This is a genomic window from Marinobacter lutaoensis (assembly GCF_001981305.1).
GTDB classification, from domain to species: Bacteria; Pseudomonadota; Gammaproteobacteria; order Pseudomonadales; family Oleiphilaceae; genus Marinobacter; species Marinobacter lutaoensis.
Genome location: NZ_MSCW01000004.1, coordinates 234,683 through 250,562, shown reverse-complemented (window position 1 = coordinate 250,562; position 15,880 = coordinate 234,683). Strand labels below are relative to the sequence as shown.

Sequence of the window (15,880 nt, the reverse complement as noted above, 5' to 3'; positions counted from 1 at the left end):
CGTTCTTCGGTCAAAGGTAGTTAAACCGAAAATAGCTCCTAGAGAAATCGAAGGAGCTATTGTTTATGAAATCCCAAAAGAAAGATCGAGGGGCTGGCGTTGAGTCAGACGTGCTTTTAACGGTACGTGATGTCCAACAACTTTTACGCATTTCAAATCCGACGCTGAGCCGCATTCGGGCAGATAAGAACGCTGATTTTCCAAAACCCATTGCCGTAACCACAAAAGCGGTCCGCTGGAAGCGCGCCGACGTAGAGGATTGGCTTGAGCGTCGGAAGGTGGATTGATGGGAGGCAAGCCGTTTACTGCCTACCATCAAAGTCTTATTGAGCAGGCAGAAAATCAAGAGCTGAACCCTGAAACATGGTTCATGCCGCAATTGTTTTGCCAACTTAGCCCATTACCGGCGGCCAATACTGATAAAAACCTTTTTCAGCGCACCAATGGCAATGTCAAAGTATCGGTATTGTCCAGCGAGCGTGTTCCCGCAGGGGGCCTGGTAAGGCTTTTGTTGGCATGGTTAACCACACAAGCCAAGCGACAGAGGAGTCCTGAGCTAGCGATTGATACAAGCCAAAGCCAGTTCCTGAAAAGTCTTGGACTAAGCAATAGTGGTCGATATGCAGCTCTACTGCGCGAACAGGTCAATCGTTTGGCTCGCTCTACATTTCAGATAGAGAGAGTGGTTGGAAACGGGGTAGAAATTGAGAATATTCTTGTATCCCGTAAGGCGCTTATCTCAATGCGCCATGGCAAAAATTCAAGCTGGTCATCAACAATCAGCCTGGATGAAGAGTTCTACCAAAGCATTTTGAGCAATGCTGTGCCAGTTTCCGCCCACGCGATCAAAGCTTTGACTAAAAACCCGCTCGCCATCGATTTCTACTGTTGGTGGAATTGGCGAGTCCACTCGATGTCGCGCAGAAGGCAGATTGAAATCCCGCTTGATGCCCTGAAGCTTCAGTTCAGCAGTGAAACGAAGGAGCGGAGAGACTTCCGTCGAAAGCTGGAAAATGCCGCTATATTAGCGTCTATTTTCCATCATGAGATTTTCAACAGCACGCTTTTTCAAAGCGATAAACTGATAATTACCAAGACGAACCCTCATATCGCCCCTAAGTGAAAAAGCCTCGGGGCGAATCCTTCTTTGTTCGCATCTCCTCATTCAAAGCCCTATCTCGTCTACTTCGATTACGGTAATTATGATAATTACAGCCCCTACGGGCGGTATTCTGGTTGAGTCGAATTCGCTCCCATGGTGGATAACCCTGTTTATAACCAATGTTATCCACGTCACTAGCGCCACGCAGTAGCCAAGCCTGTGAAATCAAGGGCTCCGGCGAGTTTTGGCAAGTTATCCACGACACTAGCGCCACGCCAGTCACGTCACTAGCGCCACGCCTGTACGACACTAGCGCCACGCCTATAATTGATTTTTTAACAATAAACCAATGAATCTAAAGGAAAAATCGTTGCATTGGACAGTCTGCAAGTAGTTCTTTCAAGTAGTTTTAAACAAATAATAAATTACAACTATTGGTGACAGGGGAAATGTGGACAGTTAGTCGGTCGGACTGACGTAGGCACTTTCCAGAAAATTTTCTCAATTCCGCTCAAACCGCCCAAAATGGGCAAAAGCAGACCCGTCGTTTCGCACCTCTCTCCTTCATCATAAACCCATCAAAGCGAATCAAAGACAATGTGGGTGAATGATGTCTGAAACAGAACAGTTATCGTGCGTGATGAATGAATTGGCAGAAATCAAAAAAATCTTGGCTGATTTCGTTTCGGGAACAGCGTCGAGCGACACCAGTAACGTGAACCTCCCTCCTTCTGGAAAGGAGTATCTTACTGTCGATGAGGCGGCAGCTTTGATCGGTTCAAAGCGGAGCTATATCTACAAGCTGACTCATGAGAAGCGAATCAGCTTTACAAAGCCGGGGGGGAATCGTGTATTGATTAAACGCTCGGACCTTTTGGATTGGGTTGAGGCCAACCGCATCAAATCTCAGAAGGATGTGCAGAACGACGTTGAGGAGTTTATGAAGAACTCTCGCCGTCCTGGACGTAAAGCGCCTAAGCGATAGCCATGGGGACTGCCTGCCCGCAATGGGAGCATCTGTTATTCTCACTTTCACGCTCTTTGAATATGTCTGGAAAGCTTCTCATGGCCGTTACTCGACGGCTTTCGAGAATATCAGCATAGTCTTCAGTTGTTCTCAGCTCTGAGTGTCCAAGGAGCCGAGAAAGAGAATAAATATCAACACCACGGTTAAGTTGGGCTACGGCGAATGTATGTCTCCCGACGTGAAACGTGACATGCTTTGTTATTCCAGCTCTCATTGCCCACTTCTCTAAAGCCACATTAAAGTAGCTGTTGTATTTTAGGCCGACGAACACTCTGTCTTCTGGTTCGCCCTTTCGATCTATATCCAACAGCTTTACAGCCGAATCTGGAAGGTCCAGATATACAAGGGATTTTCCACCGTTCTTAAGCTTTTTCTGGTCAAAAATGATTCGATAGTGGCCAGGCTCAAACTCTTCGATTTCACTCCATGTGAGTTTATTGATGTCACTCCACCGGAGACCGGTAGTGCAACTGAACAAAAAAGCCCGCTTCAGGACATCGTAGCGACATTCCGCTTTTGTCAACGCTCGAACCTCATCCAGTGAGAGGTAGGTTCGCTTAGTGTTCTCTGGCTTGACACTTTTCACTCGTTGAACCGGATTATCCCTGATGATGCCCTCTCGATATGCTTCATTCAGAGCAGCTCGGATCTTATTGAAGTAGCTCGATGCAGTATTTTTGGCAAGCTTGGTTTTCGATTTGGTGAGCTTCTCCTCCAGTAGGTACTTCCGTAAGCCTTCAAGAAACTGCTTATCAATCTCCTCAAAGGTGAGTTCAGCTCTGCCGTGGTAGTTTCTGAGGTGCTTACCTGCCGAGATCCAGATTGAATAATTAGATGCGCTTCCGGATTCTTTGGTCGAGGTTAATTGGTCGTAGTAGTCGAAGAAGCTTGAGGCCAGTTTCACGCGGTCTTCAAGCTGGAATTTATTGGCATGTGCTTCAACGAGACGTGCAGACCTCGCAGCTTCTGCCTGACGCATCATCTCCTTGTTGTGCTGCCGCTCAGCCTGGGTCTTGGGGTTGTGATACACGTACAGCTCAAGAGGCTCGTAATCCCGCTTAGGCCGCTTTTTTCCGTCCTCCCCTTCGACCACACCGTAGTAGTACACCAGGCGAAGCTGCTGTAGCCCCTTCGAGTTGGGGTTCCTCTTGTTAACAGATACCTTCATGTTTGCTCCAATTTTGATCCCATTGCTCCCGAATTCTAACCTTGGAGCAAATCGGGATCAATTTATAGTGAAACGGAGCAAATTAGAAGAAAACGCGGGAAAAAGGTTTTTGAGGTAAAAGCGAATATTGTCCTTAGAAAACAATAAGTTATTTTGATATGTTTTGATGGGTTTCACGGGGCTTTACCACTTCAGAATGAGGTTCACTTCCCGATACAGAACGAGCCGAAAATCCGGCCCAGCAGGTCGTCCGGGGTCATCCGCCCGGTGATTTCGCCCAGGGCGTCCTGGGCGGCGCGCAGATCCTCGGCCAGCAGTTCACCGGCGCCGTACCCTTCCAGCTGCGCCTGTCCCTGAAGCAAGGCGTCGCGGGCGCGTTCCAGGGCATCGAGGTGACGACGACGGGCCAGAAAGCCGCCTTCGGTGGTGGTGGCAAAGCCCATGCACGCCTTGAGGTGGCTACGCAACACCTCCAGGCCTTCAGCGGATTTGGCGGCCAGCCGGATCACCGGCGCGGCTTGGCCTGGCGTCTCGCTGAGTCCCACCGGCTCGCCGGTCAGGTCCACCTTGTTGCGGATCACGGTCACCGGAGCGCTGGGCGGCAACTGGTCAATGAAGTCCGGCCATAGGGCGTGGGGATCGGTCTGGTCGGTGGTGGTGGCGTCCACCATCAACAGAATGCGGTCGGCCTGGCGAATTTCTTCCCAGGCACGGGCGATGCCGATGCGTTCCACTTCATCCGGGCTGTCCCGGAGGCCGGCGGTATCGATGACATGCAGGGGCATGCCGTCGATGTGGATATGTTCCCGCAGCACGTCCCGGGTGGTGCCCTCAATGGCCGTGACAATGGCGGCCTCACGTCCGGCGAGGGCGTTGAGCAGGCTGGATTTGCCGGCGTTGGGGCGGCCGGCGATGACCACTTTCATGCCTTCGCGGAGAATCGAGCCCTGCTGGGCTTCGGTCAGGATGCCCTCGACCCGGCCGATCAGGGCATGCAGATCGCTGGCCACCTTGCCGTCGGCCAGAAAGTCGATCTCTTCCTCGGGAAAGTCGATGGCGGCCTCCACGTACATACGTAAGTGAGTAACCGCTTCCACCAGATCCTCTACCTGGCGTGAAAAAACCCCTTGCATGGAACGAACGGCACAGCGGGCGGCCTGCTCCGAGCTGCTGTCGATCAGATCGGCAATGGCCTCGGCCTGGGCCAGGTCCAGCTTATCGTTCAGGAACGCGCGTTCGGAGAATTCACCGGGACGGGCCAGCCGAGCGCCACGGCGGCAGACTTCCCGTAACAGCAGGTCAAGGATGACCGGACCACCGTGTCCCTGCAGTTCCAGCACATCCTCGCCAGTGAACGAATGGGGGTTGGGGAAAAACAGGGCGATGCCTTCGTCGATCAGCTGGCCGTCGCCATCCAGGAACGGACCATAGTGGGCGTGCCGGGGCCTGGGGTCAAAGCCGAGCATGCCCCGGGCGATGTCCCGGGCCCGGGCACCGGACACGCGGACAATGCCCACGCCGGCGCGGCCGGGCGCGGTGGCGATGGCGGCAATGGTATCGGTGCTGGCCTGCATGGCTGGAAACCTTCTTCCGATGGACAGACAAAACGGACAGAGGCTCCACGAAGGGAGCCTCTGTCGGGTCAGGTGGCTGCGGCGGGCCTTAGCGCTTTCTGGCTGCCGCCTCCGCTTCGATCTTGCGGGTAATGTACCACTGCTGACTGATCGACAGAATGTTGTTGACCAGCCAGTAAAGCACCAAACCGGACGGGAACCACAGGAAGAACACCGTAAAGATCAACGGCATCAGCTTCATGATCTTGGCCTGCATCGGATCCGGCGGAGTCGGGTTCAGGTGCATCTGCAGGAACATACTGGCACCCATCAGGATCGGCAGGATGAAGTACGGGTCCATCTGCGACAGATCCTGAATCCACAGCATGAACGGCGCATGGCGCAGCTGCACGCTCTCGAACAGCACCCAGTACAGGGAAATGAACACCGGCATCTGCACCAGCACCGGCAGGCAGCCGCCAAGCGGGTTGATCTTCTCCCGCTTGTACAGCGCCATCATTTCCTGGCTCATACGCTGCCGGTCGTCGCCGTACAGTTCCTTCAGCCGATTCAACTGCGGCGCCACGGCCCGCATCTTCGCCATGGAACGGTAGCTGGTGGCAGACAGATGGAAGAACACCGCCTTCACCAGCACCGTCAGCAGGATGATGGAGACCCCCCAGTTGCCAAACAGGCCGTGGAACCACTCCAGAATGTAGAACAGCGGCAGCGAGATGAAGAACAGCCAGCCGAAATCCACGGTACGGTCCAGATTCGGAGCCACCGCTTCCAGACGGTCGATGATCTTCGGCCCGACGTAGGCCCGGGCCCCGACCTCGGCGGTTTCCCCAGGCGCGACCGTGGTGGTCGGATAGACAAAGCCCATCACGTGCAGCGGCCCCCGGCGGGTGGTCTGGAACTGCGCCGGAGTGTCGCGATCAGGAACCCAGGCCGTCAGGAAGTAGTGTTGCAGGAACGCCAGCCAGCCGTTGGTGACCTGCTGGTTTACCCGTTTCTCGGCCAGATCCTTGAGGCTGAATTTCTCGTAGGGATCCTCCGGTGAGCTCATGACCATGCCCAGAAACGCCCGGATGCCCATGCTGGCCTGGCTGGTGGGATCGGGGGACTCGTCGCGCACGATCTTGCCGGTGAAGTTGGCCTGCCAGGGTTGCTCGGAGCGGTTTTCGATCAGGTATTTGACACCGATCTCGTAGCTGTCCCGCTGGAACTCGTAGCGCTTGATGATGCGAACGCCCTGATCGGTGGTGTAGCTCAGGTCCACCGCGAGCTGGTCCTGGCCATCGTCCAGGGTGTACTCGGAACGGCTGACTTCGTACACCGGAGCCTCGCCGTTGGCGCGGCTGTCCGGACCGTTCTTGCCGATCAGCCCGCTCTCCAGCAGGTAGGTGCGGTTGGCGCTGTGGGTCAGCAGTTTCAACGGGGTGTTGCTGTTCAGGGATGCGTCGTACTGGAGCAGAGAACTCTCGACAATGTTGCCGGAAACCCGGTTGATGACGATCTCGAACACATCGGTGCGGACCGTGACGTAGGGGTTATCCACAGCCGCGGTGGTGTCGGTTCCGGAAGCGGCCACGGACGGGCTGGTTTCCGGAGTGACGAATTCCTCGGGGTGATCACCGGAGGCCTCACCGGGCAACACCATCGAGTCGCCGTTGCCACTGACACCGGCATTGCTTGCGGGGGCCTGTGCCATCTCAGTGGCGGCCACGGGCTGCTGGTGGTAGTCCTCGTTCCAGGCGAGCACCATCAGGTAACTGACAATCGCCAGGCCGGCAAACAAAACAATGCGTTGAATGTCCATAGAATTACTGTCTGGTCTGGGTTGTTTGAGGGGAATGCTCGGTACCTGGAACCGGATCGTAACCGCCTTCACTCCAGGGGTGGCATCGGCCGAGACGGCGAAGTGCAAGGATGGAGCCCTTGACGGCACCGTGACGATTGATGGCTTCGACCGCGTATTGAGAACAGGTTGGGTAGTGGCGGCAGTGGCTCGCCATCAGGGGACTGATCGCGTACTGATAGAAGCGGATGGGCAGAAGCAACAGTTGGCGCATTAACCCGTTCCTCTACCGGCAGGCTGAGACTCAGCCGCCTCGGGTGGCGATGACTGACGGTATTTTTTTCTAAGCCGGCGCCAGAGCTCGTTCAGGATGGCCTGAAGCGATGCGTTGTCGAGGTCCGCGAGGCCCTGCCGACCGAGAATCACGATGTCAACGGCGGGCAACTCCCGCTGACGCCGGAAGGTTTCCCTGACCTGGCGTTTGACGCGGTTTCTCTGGACGGCCAGCTTAAGGTGTTTCTTGGAAAACACCAAGCCGATCCTGGCATGACCGAACGGGTTCGGCGTTGCCAGGATCAGAAAGTTCCGATGCGAAACCTTCAGCTGTACGTCATTGAAGACTTTGCTGTAATCCGCGGGCCGCAACAGACGGTGAGCTTTCGGAAAACCCAAAGCCTTCATGAGCAAGCAGGTTGTTACGCGGACAGACGAGCGCGACCCTTGGCACGACGACGGGACAGAACCTTGCGGCCGTTGGCAGTGGCCATACGGGCACGGAAGCCGTGTACGCGCTTGCGCTTCAGGACGCTCGGTTGAAACGTTCTTTTCATGGTGACGATCTCACAACGGGTAAGTTTTGGAAGTCAGTAACTGGCTGGAAAATGTACAGCCAAAACAGGTGCGGCATTCTATGCAAATCCCGGCAAAAGTTCAATGGCTTGTGGCGTCGTGGCTGGAGGGGTTCCCGAGGGGCTCGCCGAGCCTCCGGCGCAGTAAAAAAATCAGTAGGTCTTTTATGAATTCTTTAAGGATTAATTATTACTGCTGTTAGTCTCCAAGGTTTCTGTGGAAAAACCATTTTTAGTCTTTAAAATCAAAAAGTTGTATCGTTGAAAAGGGTCTTGACAAGGGCCGGTGAGCTCTGTGGAGGGGGACGCGACGGATTGTGGGAAAGTCGACGATTCCGATCGGGGTCGGGTTATCCACCGGACGCTCCCGGTCTTCCTAACAGGGTTGCAAGCAGGGTGTACACACAGCCCTGTGGGTAACTTTTTTGACAAAAGTTCGCTGTACACAACCTTGTAGGTAAGTTCGTAAGCTATTGTTATTGAAAATGTTAAATTTCCACAGCCTGTTTATGACCGGAGTCTCACCCTTTTACTGGCCACGGCGTCACGGTAGAATCGGCGGTCACCTCTTGGTATCGGATTCCTTGTCCGGTCAATAGGAACGTCAGTCTTATCGGGAGCAGGCGGTCGTGCCGAACAGCTTGTGGCATCAGTGTCTTGAAGTACTCCGGGATGAGTTTCCCGCGCAACAGTTCAACACCTGGCTGAGGCCGTTGCAGTCGGATCAGCGGGACGGTCAGTTGGTGCTGTTTGCTCCGAACCGGTTCGTCATGGACTGGGTCAACCAGAAATATCTGCGGCGGATCGAGGAAGTCCTGAAGGATCTGAACGGGGGCCAGGCACCGCGCGTGCATATGAAAGTGGGATCGGCTCCGAAGTCGGATGAACCGCCGGCGGCGCCGGTGCGGGAATCGCCGAGGGCAACGGTGAACGGTCATGTGCCGGATGAAACCGCCGGTCCGGTCACCGAGGAGGAACAGGGGGTGGCGGCGACCGTGGCCGGGCCCGCGACTGTGGTGCGGGCCAGCAAGAGTGAGTCCGAGCGGCGCGAGGTGCAGGTCGAGGGCGACATCAAGCATCAGAGTTTCCTGAACGAGACCTTTACGTTTGAAACCTTTGTCGAGGGTAAGTCCAACCAGCTGGCCCGGGCTGCCTCCATGCAGGTGGCGGAAAATCCGGGGGGCGCCTATAACCCGTTGTTCCTTTATGGCGGCGTGGGGCTGGGGAAAACGCACTTGATGCACGCGATCGGCAACGAGATCGTGCGTCGCAATCCCCGGGCGAAGGTGGTGTATCTACGTTCGGAACGGTTCGTCGCGGACATGGTCAAGGCGTTGCAGCTGAACGCGATCAACGAGTTCAAACGCTATTACCGCTCGGTGGACGCGTTGCTGATCGACGACATTCAGTTTTTTGCCCGCAAGGAGCGCTCCCAGGAGGAGTTTTTCCATACCTTCAACGCGCTGCTGGAAGGGGGCCAGCAGGTGATCGTCACCTGTGACCGGTTCCCGAAGGAAATTTCGGATATGGAGGAGCGGCTGAAATCCCGGTTTGGCTGGGGACTGACCGTGATGGTGGAGCCGCCGGAGCTGGAAACCCGGGTGGCGATCCTGATGAAGAAGGCGGAGCAGGCGAACGTCAAGCTCAGCAGCGAAGCGGCGTTCTTCATCGCCCAGAAAATCCGATCCAACGTGCGTGAGCTTGAAGGTGCACTTCGTCTGGTGATAGCGAATGCTCACTTCACCGGTTCGGAGATTACCCCGGCATTTATCCGGGAAAGCCTGAAGGACCTGCTGGCATTGCACGAGAAGCAGGTCAGTATCGACAATATCCAGCGTACCGTGGCGGAGTACTACAAGATCAAGGTGGCCGACCTGCTGTCCAAGCGTCGGACCCGGACGGTGACCCGGCCGCGGCAGGTCGCCATGGCGTTGGCCAAGGAACTGACCAACCACAGCTTGCCGGAGATTGGCGATGCCTTTGGCGGGCGCGACCACACCACGGTGCTGCACGCGTGCAAGAAAATCCAGGAGCTGCAGGAGACAGATCCTGGGATTCGTGAGGATTATCAGAACTTTATGAGATTGCTGACCACCTGATGCCGGGCGTTAGCGACACCATTCACTTGTCAACGGAAAAGAAAGCTGAGTGCCATGAAACTGACGATCAGCCGTGAATCCCTGCTTACCCCGCTGCAGAGCATTGCCGGCGTGGTAGAAAAGAAACAGACCATGCCGGTACTCTCCAACGTCCTGCTGGTGGCCGAGGACTCGACCCTGACCCTGACCGGTACCAACATGGAAGTGGAACTGGTGGCCCGGGTGACACCGGTGCACGTGGACCAGCCGGGCCGCATCACCGTACCCGCGCGCAAATTGGCGGACATCAGCCGGGCCCTCAATGATGAATCACCGATTGAGCTGGCGCTGGAAGGAGACCGGCTGCATCTGCGCTCGGGCAACAGTCACTTCACCCTATCCACGCTGCCGGCCGAGCATTTCCCGAACGTGGAGGATGAACCGGAAAGCTTCCGGCTGGAACTGCCCCAGAAAGAGCTGGGACGGATGCTGGATGCCACCGCCTTCGCCATGGCCCAGCAGGATGTCCGTTATTACCTCAACGGCCTGTTGCTGGAAGTGGCCAGCGACCATGTCCGCACCGTGGCCACCGACGGACACCGCCTGGCGCTGGCGCATCTGACGCTGGCCACCGGCTGCGCCGACCTGCGTCAGGTGATCGTGCCGCGAAAAGGGGTGCTGGAGCTGGCGCGGTTGCTGGATGACGTGGAAACTCCGGTCACACTGGTGATCGGCGACAACCACCTGCGGGCCACGGTGGGGGCCTACACCTTCACCTCCAAGCTGATCGAGGGCAAGTTCCCGGACTACAACCGGGTGATCCCCCGGGGGGGTGACAAGGTGGTGCTGGCCGACCGACTCGCGCTCAAGAACACCCTGCAGCGGGCCGGCATCCTGTCCCACGAGAACATCCGGGGCGTGCGCCTGAACCTGTCGACCGACCAGCTGCAGGTGTTCGCCAACAACCCGGATCAGGAACAGGCCGAAGATGCCTTGCCGGTGGAGTATCAGGGCGAATCCCTGCAGATCGGCTTTAATGTAGGCTATCTGGTGGACGTGATGAACGCGCTGGACGAAGACCGGGTCCGGATCACGCTGTCCAACCCCAACAGCAGCGCGCTCATTGAAGCGGAGAACGACAACCGCTGCCTGTATGTGGTCATGCCGATGCGGTTGTAGGCGGGCGCGGGAGCTCGTTGCCCCCGTGTTTCCCGGGGGCAACGTTGAGGAGGGTATCGAAGGATGGGTACGGTGACGAACGGCATCAAGGGTGCGTTTCGGATTGGTCAGACTCTGGCGGTTCTCGGGCGCACCGGAGTCAACTGGTTGCGTGGTGATCGGCCGCCGGCCCCACGCCTGCTGCGGCAGACATTCGAATCCCTGGGTGCGACCTACATCAAGCTGGGGCAGTTCATCGCCAGCTCGCCCACCTTTTTCCCCAAGGAGTACGTGGAGGAGTTCCAGTACTGCCTGGACCGCACGCCGAGCCTGCCGTTCGGCGTCATCCGTAAGATCATCCGGGACGAGCTCGGGCGGCCGATTGAATCCGTGTACGCGGAGATCGATCCGGTGGCCCTGGCGTCCGCATCCATTGCCCAGGTGCACGCTGCCCGGCTGGTCACCGGCGAGGACGTGGTGATCAAGGTGCAGAAGCCGGGTGTGGAAAACATTCTGCTGACCGACCTGAATTTCCTCTACCTGTCGGCCCGGGTGCTGGAAACCCTGGCGCCGAAGCTGTCCTGGACCTCTCTATCCGGCATCGTCGAGGAAATCCAGCGCACCATGATGGAGGAATGTGACTTCATCAAGGAAGCCCACAACCTCAAGGTGTTTCGGCAGTTCCTGCACGACACCCACAACCAGGACGCTACCTGTCCCCGGGTGTACGAGCACTGCAGCACCCGCCGCATTCTCACCATGGAGCGTTTCCATGGCGTGCCGCTGACCGATCTGGAAAGCATCCGCGGGTATGCCCGGGATCCGGAACACACGCTGATCACCGCGATGAACACCTGGTTCGCCAGCCTGACCCAGTGCGAGTTCTTCCACGCCGACGTGCACGCCGGCAACCTGATGGTGCTGCGTGACGGCCGGGTCGGCTTCATCGACTTCGGCATTGTCGGGCGCATCCGGCCGGATACCTGGCAGGCAGTGAGCGACTTTATTTCCGCGATCATGGTGGGGAATTTTGATGGCATGGCCGATGCCATGGTGCGGATCGGTGTGACCCATCAGCGAGTAAAGGTTGCCGATTTGGCCGAGGATCTGCGCCGGCTGTACCGGCAGATGGACGCGATGGTCCCGGACGAGGTGCCCTACCAGGCGGACCAGGCCGAAGAGGACGTCAACAATATCTTGATGGAGATGGTCAAGGTTGGCGAGAGCCACGGTCTTCACTTCCCCCGGGAGTTCGCGTTGTTGCTCAAGCAGTTTCTCTATTTCGACCGCTACGTCCACATCCTTGCCCCGGAAATGGATGTGTTCATGGACGAGCGTCTGAACCTGCTGCATTGAGCGGTCGCCTTCCGGCCAGCGCTTTTGTACACTAAAAGGCCGCCCGTTGCCCGAGCACGGGCGGCCTTTCCAGTTCTGGCCAACAACGCTTTTCTCCTGCGGATCTCCCCTTCCCTATGGCACTTGTGAAGCTCCAGACAGAACACTTCCGCAACTTGGTCTCGGGCGTCGTCGATTTTTCCCCGTCGTTCAATCTGCTGTACGGAGCCAATGGCAGCGGCAAAACCAGCGTGCTGGAAGCAATCGGCTATCTGGGGTTGGGGCGCTCGTTCCGGGTCAGTCGTCACCAGGCGGTGGTGCGCCATGGCGAAAGCCGCTTCACCGTATTCGGCGGACTGGACGCTGCCGAGGCGGACGGCCCGGATGGCATTGTTCACCGCCTGGGTCTGTCCCGGGACGTTCGGGACAAAGAAACCACCCTGAGGGTGGATGGTGAGACGGTTCGCAGTCTGTCGGCGCTGGCCAAACACCTGCCAGTGTCGGTGATCGACCCCGGCGTGTTTGATATTGTCGCCGGCGGTCCCGGTAAGCGACGCCAGTTTCTCGATTGGGCGGTGTTCCACGTGGAACCTTCGTTCGCGGTAACGTGGCAGCAGTGCCAGCGGGTCACGTCACAGCGGAATCAGACGCTCAGAAATGGTAGACTAGACGAATCCCTGTTGCGGGTCTGGGACCGTCAGTACGGTGCCCTCAGCGAGCGGCTGACAGCGTTTCGCAGCCGTACGTTCGAGGCGTTCCGGTCGGCGTTCGAAAGCCTGGTGCGCGAGCTGGATGTGCCCTGGACCCAAGGTTTGCAGCTGGAGTTTTACCCCGGCTGGGATCAGAACCGCCCCTTGGAGGCGGTTCTGATGGCGCACCGGGACCAGGAGCGCAAGATGGGTCATACCCTGTATGGCCCCAACCGGGCGGACCTGAGGTTGAAGTTCCAGGGTCGGCCGGTGGCCGAGACCTTTTCCCGGGGGCAACAGAAAACCCTGGTGATCCTGATGAAAATTGCCCAAGGGATGGTGTTGAGCCAGCTGGGCAGGCAGGTCACCTTTTTGCTTGACGACATCAACGCCGAACTGGACACCGAGCACCGGGCCATGCTGGCGGAGAAGCTGAGGGCCCTGGGCAGTCAGGTTTTCCTGACCAGCATCGACCGGCCGGAGCCCGCCTCCCTGTGGCGTTCGGACCGGGTGCCGGAGTATCGGATGTTCCACGTGGAACATGGCAAATTGACGGAAGATTAAAACCGGCGCAGCGTGCCGAAACCTGGCTGCCGACGGACGGCAGCTCCGGGCGAGCACCGGTATCACCCTTCAGGAGTCACCTAATGAGTGAATCGAACTACAATTCCTCCAGTATCAAAGTCTTGAAAGGACTGGATGCGGTGCGTAAGCGGCCGGGCATGTACATCGGGGACACCGATGACGGCACCGGCCTGCACCACATGGTCTTTGAATTGGTGGACAACTCCATCGACGAGGCTCTGGCGGGTTACTGCTCCGAGATCGGGGTGATCATCCATCCGGACGAATCCGTCACAGTCAAGGACAATGGCCGGGGCATTCCCGTGGACCTGCACGAGGAGGAAGGCGTGTCGGCGGCGCAGGTGATCATGACCGTACTGCACGCCGGCGGCAAGTTCGACGACAACTCCTACAAGGTGTCCGGTGGCTTGCACGGGGTGGGGGTTTCGGTGGTCAACGCCCTCTCCTCTCACCTCACCCTGACCATCCGGCGCGATGGCAAGGTGTGGGAACAGGTCTACCTGCATGGTGTCCCCAAGGCGCCTCTGGCCGTGGTGGGTGAAACCGACAGCACCGGTACCATGATCCATTTCGTACCCTCGCCGGACACCTTCTCCCATATCAAGTTCCACTACGAAATCTTGGCCAAGCGCCTTCGGGAACTGGCGTTCCTGAACAGCGGCGTACGTATCCGGCTGACCGACGAACGTACGGGCAAGCAGGAGGTGTTCGAATATCAGGGCGGCCTGAGGGCTTTTGTGGAGCATTTGAACACCAACAAAACCCCCATCAACCGGGTGTTTCATTTCACCCGGGAACGGGAAGACGGCATTACCGTGGAAGTCGCCATGCAGTGGAACGACGGCTTTCAGGAAAACATCTACTGCTTCACCAACAACATTCCCCAGCGGGACGGCGGTACCCACCTGGCCGGTTTCCGCGCGGCCCTCACCCGCTCCCTGAACACCTACATCGAACAGGAAGGGCTGGGCAAGAAGGCCAAGGTCCATACCTCCGGCGACGACGCCCGGGAGGGCCTGACCGCGATCATCAGCGTCAAAGTGCCCGATCCGAAGTTTTCGTCCCAGACCAAGGACAAGCTGGTGTCCTCGGAGGTGAAAACCGCGGTGGAGCAGGAAATGTACCAGACCTTCTCCGACTACCTGCAGGAACAGCCCAACGAGGCCAAAGGCATCGTCAATAAGATGATCGAAGCGGCCCGGGCCCGGGAAGCCGCTCGCAAAGCCCGGGACATGACCCGCCGCAAGGGCGCCTTGGACATTGCCGGCCTGCCCGGCAAGCTGGCCGACTGCCAGGAGAAGGACCCGGCCCTGTCCGAACTGTTCATCGTGGAGGGTGATTCCGCTGGCGGCAGCGCCAAACAGGGCCGGGATCGCCGGACCCAGGCGATCCTGCCACTCAAGGGCAAGATCCTGAACGTTGAAAAAGCCCGTTTCGACAAGATGCTGTCCTCCGCTGAGGTGGGCACGCTGATCACCGCCCTGGGCTGCGGCATCGGCCGGGAAGAGTTCAACCCCGATAAGCTCCGTTATCATTCCATCATCATCATGACCGACGCCGATGTGGACGGCTCCCACATCCGCACCCTGCTGCTCACCTTCCTGTTCCGGCAGATGCGGGAAATCATCGAGCGCGGCCATGTCTACATCGCCATGCCGCCGCTGTACAAGGTCAAGCGCGGCAAGCAGGAGCAGTACCTGAAGGATGAAAAGGCCAAGGAGGCCTACCTGACTCAGACCGCCCTTGAGGGCGCACAGCTGTTCGTCAATCCCGAGGCTCCGGCAATCAAAGGCGCGGCGCTGGAGAACATGGTGCGGGAGTACCAGGCGGTGATGGCAATGATCGAGCGGCTGTCACGGGCATATCCCGCCAAGGTGCTGGAGCAGATGCTGCACAACAGCACCCTGAGCTCGGAGGACCTGAAAGACGAGGAAACCGTGGCGCGCTGGGTCGGACGCCTGGCGGAAGGGCTGGACCTGGACACCCGGACCGGTACCAAGTACACCTTCTCGGTGGCCCGGGACGAGGAACGGGGCCTGTTCCTGCCGAAGGTCACGCTCCATGTCCATGGCATTCCTCACGACTACGTATTCAGCCATGACTTCTTCGAATCCGGCTCCTACGCCGCCATCGCCCGGATGGGCGAAACCCTCAATGGCCTGATTGAGGACGGGGCCTACGTTCAGCGGGGAGAGCGCAAACAGGCGGTTCTGTCCTTCGAAGGTGCTCTGGACTGGCTGATGAAGGAAGCCCAGCGCGGACTGAACATCCAGCGCTACAAGGGGCTTGGTGAAATGAACCCGGACCAGCTCTGGGAGACCACCATGGATCCGGAGACCCGCCGCCTGATGAAGGTGACGATCGAAGACGCCATTGCCGCCGATCAGATCTTTACCACCCTGATGGGCGACGACGTGGAACCGCGCCGGGAGTTCATCCAGACCAACGCGCTGGAAGTCACCAACCTGGATGTATAAGCCAGGCCATTGACCGCACAAAAAAAGCGGTGGAGGCATCCGGTCCTCCACCGCTTTTT

General features: G+C 57.8%; 14 protein-coding genes. 8 read left to right on the top strand and 6 right to left on the bottom strand.

What is annotated here, in order from left to right; genetic code table 11:
• The first annotated feature begins 65 nt into the window (after window positions 1-65).
• From BTO32_RS05775 to BTO32_RS05765, 3 genes are all read left to right on the top strand, one after another.
• Window positions 66-287, top strand: a complete 222-nt coding sequence (locus tag BTO32_RS05775) for a helix-turn-helix transcriptional regulator (RefSeq protein WP_068811997.1) — start codon at window positions 66-68, stop codon at window positions 285-287.
• Window positions 287-1,123: a replication protein RepA gene (locus tag BTO32_RS05770; protein ID WP_068811996.1), complete on the top strand. Its 837-nt coding sequence runs from the start codon at window positions 287-289 to the stop codon at window positions 1,121-1,123. The genes BTO32_RS05775 and BTO32_RS05770 overlap by 1 nt, the downstream gene beginning before the upstream one ends.
• Window positions 1,124-1,709: 586 nt before the next feature.
• A complete protein-coding gene (locus BTO32_RS05765; protein WP_197746072.1) occupies window positions 1,710-2,087 on the top strand; it encodes a helix-turn-helix domain-containing protein in 378 nt (125 codons plus the stop codon).
• Here BTO32_RS05765 and BTO32_RS05760 read toward each other — a convergent pair.
• The 6 genes from BTO32_RS05760 to rpmH form a co-directional block, all read right to left on the bottom strand.
• Window positions 2,077-3,297 (bottom strand): site-specific integrase, encoded by a 1,221-nt coding sequence (locus BTO32_RS05760; RefSeq protein ID WP_068812299.1) that lies wholly within the window; start codon window positions 3,295-3,297, stop codon window positions 2,077-2,079. The genes BTO32_RS05765 and BTO32_RS05760 overlap by 11 nt on opposite strands.
• Window positions 3,298-3,500: 203 nt before the next feature.
• The gene (gene mnmE / locus BTO32_RS05755; protein ID WP_076723577.1) at window positions 3,501-4,871 is read right to left on the bottom strand and encodes a tRNA uridine-5-carboxymethylaminomethyl(34) synthesis GTPase MnmE; all 1,371 of its coding nucleotides are present in this window, start codon (window positions 4,869-4,871) and stop codon (window positions 3,501-3,503) included.
• An 88-nt stretch (window positions 4,872-4,959) separates the two neighbouring features.
• The gene (gene yidC / locus BTO32_RS05750; protein ID WP_076723574.1) at window positions 4,960-6,672 is read right to left on the bottom strand and encodes a membrane protein insertase YidC; all 1,713 of its coding nucleotides are present in this window, start codon (window positions 6,670-6,672) and stop codon (window positions 4,960-4,962) included.
• A 4-nt stretch (window positions 6,673-6,676) separates the two neighbouring features.
• Window positions 6,677-6,925, bottom strand: a complete 249-nt coding sequence (gene yidD, locus BTO32_RS05745) for a membrane protein insertion efficiency factor YidD (RefSeq protein WP_076723572.1) — start codon at window positions 6,923-6,925, stop codon at window positions 6,677-6,679.
• Window positions 6,925-7,332: a ribonuclease P protein component gene (gene rnpA / locus BTO32_RS05740; RefSeq protein WP_076723569.1), complete on the bottom strand. Its 408-nt coding sequence runs from the start codon at window positions 7,330-7,332 to the stop codon at window positions 6,925-6,927. Before rnpA ends, yidD begins: the two co-directional genes overlap by 1 nt.
• Window positions 7,333-7,346: 14 nt before the next feature.
• Window positions 7,347-7,481 carry a 50S ribosomal protein L34 gene (rpmH, locus tag BTO32_RS05735; protein WP_008940054.1) on the bottom strand — a complete coding sequence of 45 codons (135 nt, stop codon included), beginning with the start codon at window positions 7,479-7,481 and terminating at the stop codon, window positions 7,347-7,349.
• 647 nt (window positions 7,482-8,128) lie between these two features.
• On the opposite strand from rpmH, the gene dnaA reads away from it, so the two are divergent.
• From dnaA to gyrB, 5 genes are all read left to right on the top strand, one after another.
• Window positions 8,129-9,598: a chromosomal replication initiator protein DnaA gene (dnaA, locus tag BTO32_RS05730; protein ID WP_076723567.1), complete on the top strand. Its 1,470-nt coding sequence runs from the start codon at window positions 8,129-8,131 to the stop codon at window positions 9,596-9,598.
• A gap of 54 nt (window positions 9,599-9,652) precedes the next feature.
• Window positions 9,653-10,756: a DNA polymerase III subunit beta gene (gene dnaN, locus BTO32_RS05725; RefSeq protein ID WP_076723565.1), complete on the top strand. Its 1,104-nt coding sequence runs from the start codon at window positions 9,653-9,655 to the stop codon at window positions 10,754-10,756.
• 63 nt (window positions 10,757-10,819) lie between these two features.
• Entirely contained in the window at window positions 10,820-12,091 is a 1,272-nt protein-coding gene (locus BTO32_RS05720; RefSeq protein ID WP_076723562.1) for an ABC1 kinase family protein, read from the top strand.
• A 116-nt stretch (window positions 12,092-12,207) separates the two neighbouring features.
• Entirely contained in the window at window positions 12,208-13,323 is a 1,116-nt protein-coding gene (gene recF, locus BTO32_RS05715) for a DNA replication/repair protein RecF (protein ID WP_076723561.1), read from the top strand.
• Window positions 13,324-13,406: 83 nt separating this feature from the next.
• The gene (gene gyrB / locus BTO32_RS05710) at window positions 13,407-15,821 is read left to right on the top strand and encodes a DNA topoisomerase (ATP-hydrolyzing) subunit B (RefSeq protein ID WP_076723559.1); all 2,415 of its coding nucleotides are present in this window, start codon (window positions 13,407-13,409) and stop codon (window positions 15,819-15,821) included.
• The last annotated feature ends 59 nt before the right edge of the window (window positions 15,822-15,880 follow it).

Excerpts from the sequence above, each read along its gene's own strand:
- mnmE (WP_076723577.1), bottom strand. The coding sequence starts at position 4,871 with ATGCAGGCCAGCACCGATACCATTGCCGCCATCGCCACCGCGCCCGGC.
- BTO32_RS05765 (WP_197746072.1), top strand. The coding sequence starts at position 1,710 with ATGATGTCTGAAACAGAACAGTTATCGTGCGTGATGAATGAATTGGCA.
- BTO32_RS05770 (WP_068811996.1), top strand. The coding sequence starts at position 287 with ATGGGAGGCAAGCCGTTTACTGCCTACCATCAAAGTCTTATTGAGCAG.
- rpmH (WP_008940054.1), bottom strand. The coding sequence starts at position 7,481 with ATGAAAAGAACGTTTCAACCGAGCGTCCTGAAGCGCAAGCGCGTACAC.
- BTO32_RS05720 (WP_076723562.1), top strand. The coding sequence starts at position 10,820 with ATGGGTACGGTGACGAACGGCATCAAGGGTGCGTTTCGGATTGGTCAG.
- recF (WP_076723561.1), top strand. The coding sequence starts at position 12,208 with ATGGCACTTGTGAAGCTCCAGACAGAACACTTCCGCAACTTGGTCTCG.
- yidD (WP_076723572.1), bottom strand. The coding sequence starts at position 6,925 with ATGCGCCAACTGTTGCTTCTGCCCATCCGCTTCTATCAGTACGCGATC.
- yidC (WP_076723574.1), bottom strand. The coding sequence starts at position 6,672 with ATGGACATTCAACGCATTGTTTTGTTTGCCGGCCTGGCGATTGTCAGT.
- BTO32_RS05760 (WP_068812299.1), bottom strand. The coding sequence starts at position 3,297 with ATGAAGGTATCTGTTAACAAGAGGAACCCCAACTCGAAGGGGCTACAG.
- gyrB (WP_076723559.1), top strand. The coding sequence starts at position 13,407 with ATGAGTGAATCGAACTACAATTCCTCCAGTATCAAAGTCTTGAAAGGA.
- rnpA (WP_076723569.1), bottom strand. The coding sequence starts at position 7,332 with ATGAAGGCTTTGGGTTTTCCGAAAGCTCACCGTCTGTTGCGGCCCGCG.
- BTO32_RS05775 (WP_068811997.1), top strand. The coding sequence starts at position 66 with ATGAAATCCCAAAAGAAAGATCGAGGGGCTGGCGTTGAGTCAGACGTG.
- dnaN (WP_076723565.1), top strand. The coding sequence starts at position 9,653 with ATGAAACTGACGATCAGCCGTGAATCCCTGCTTACCCCGCTGCAGAGC.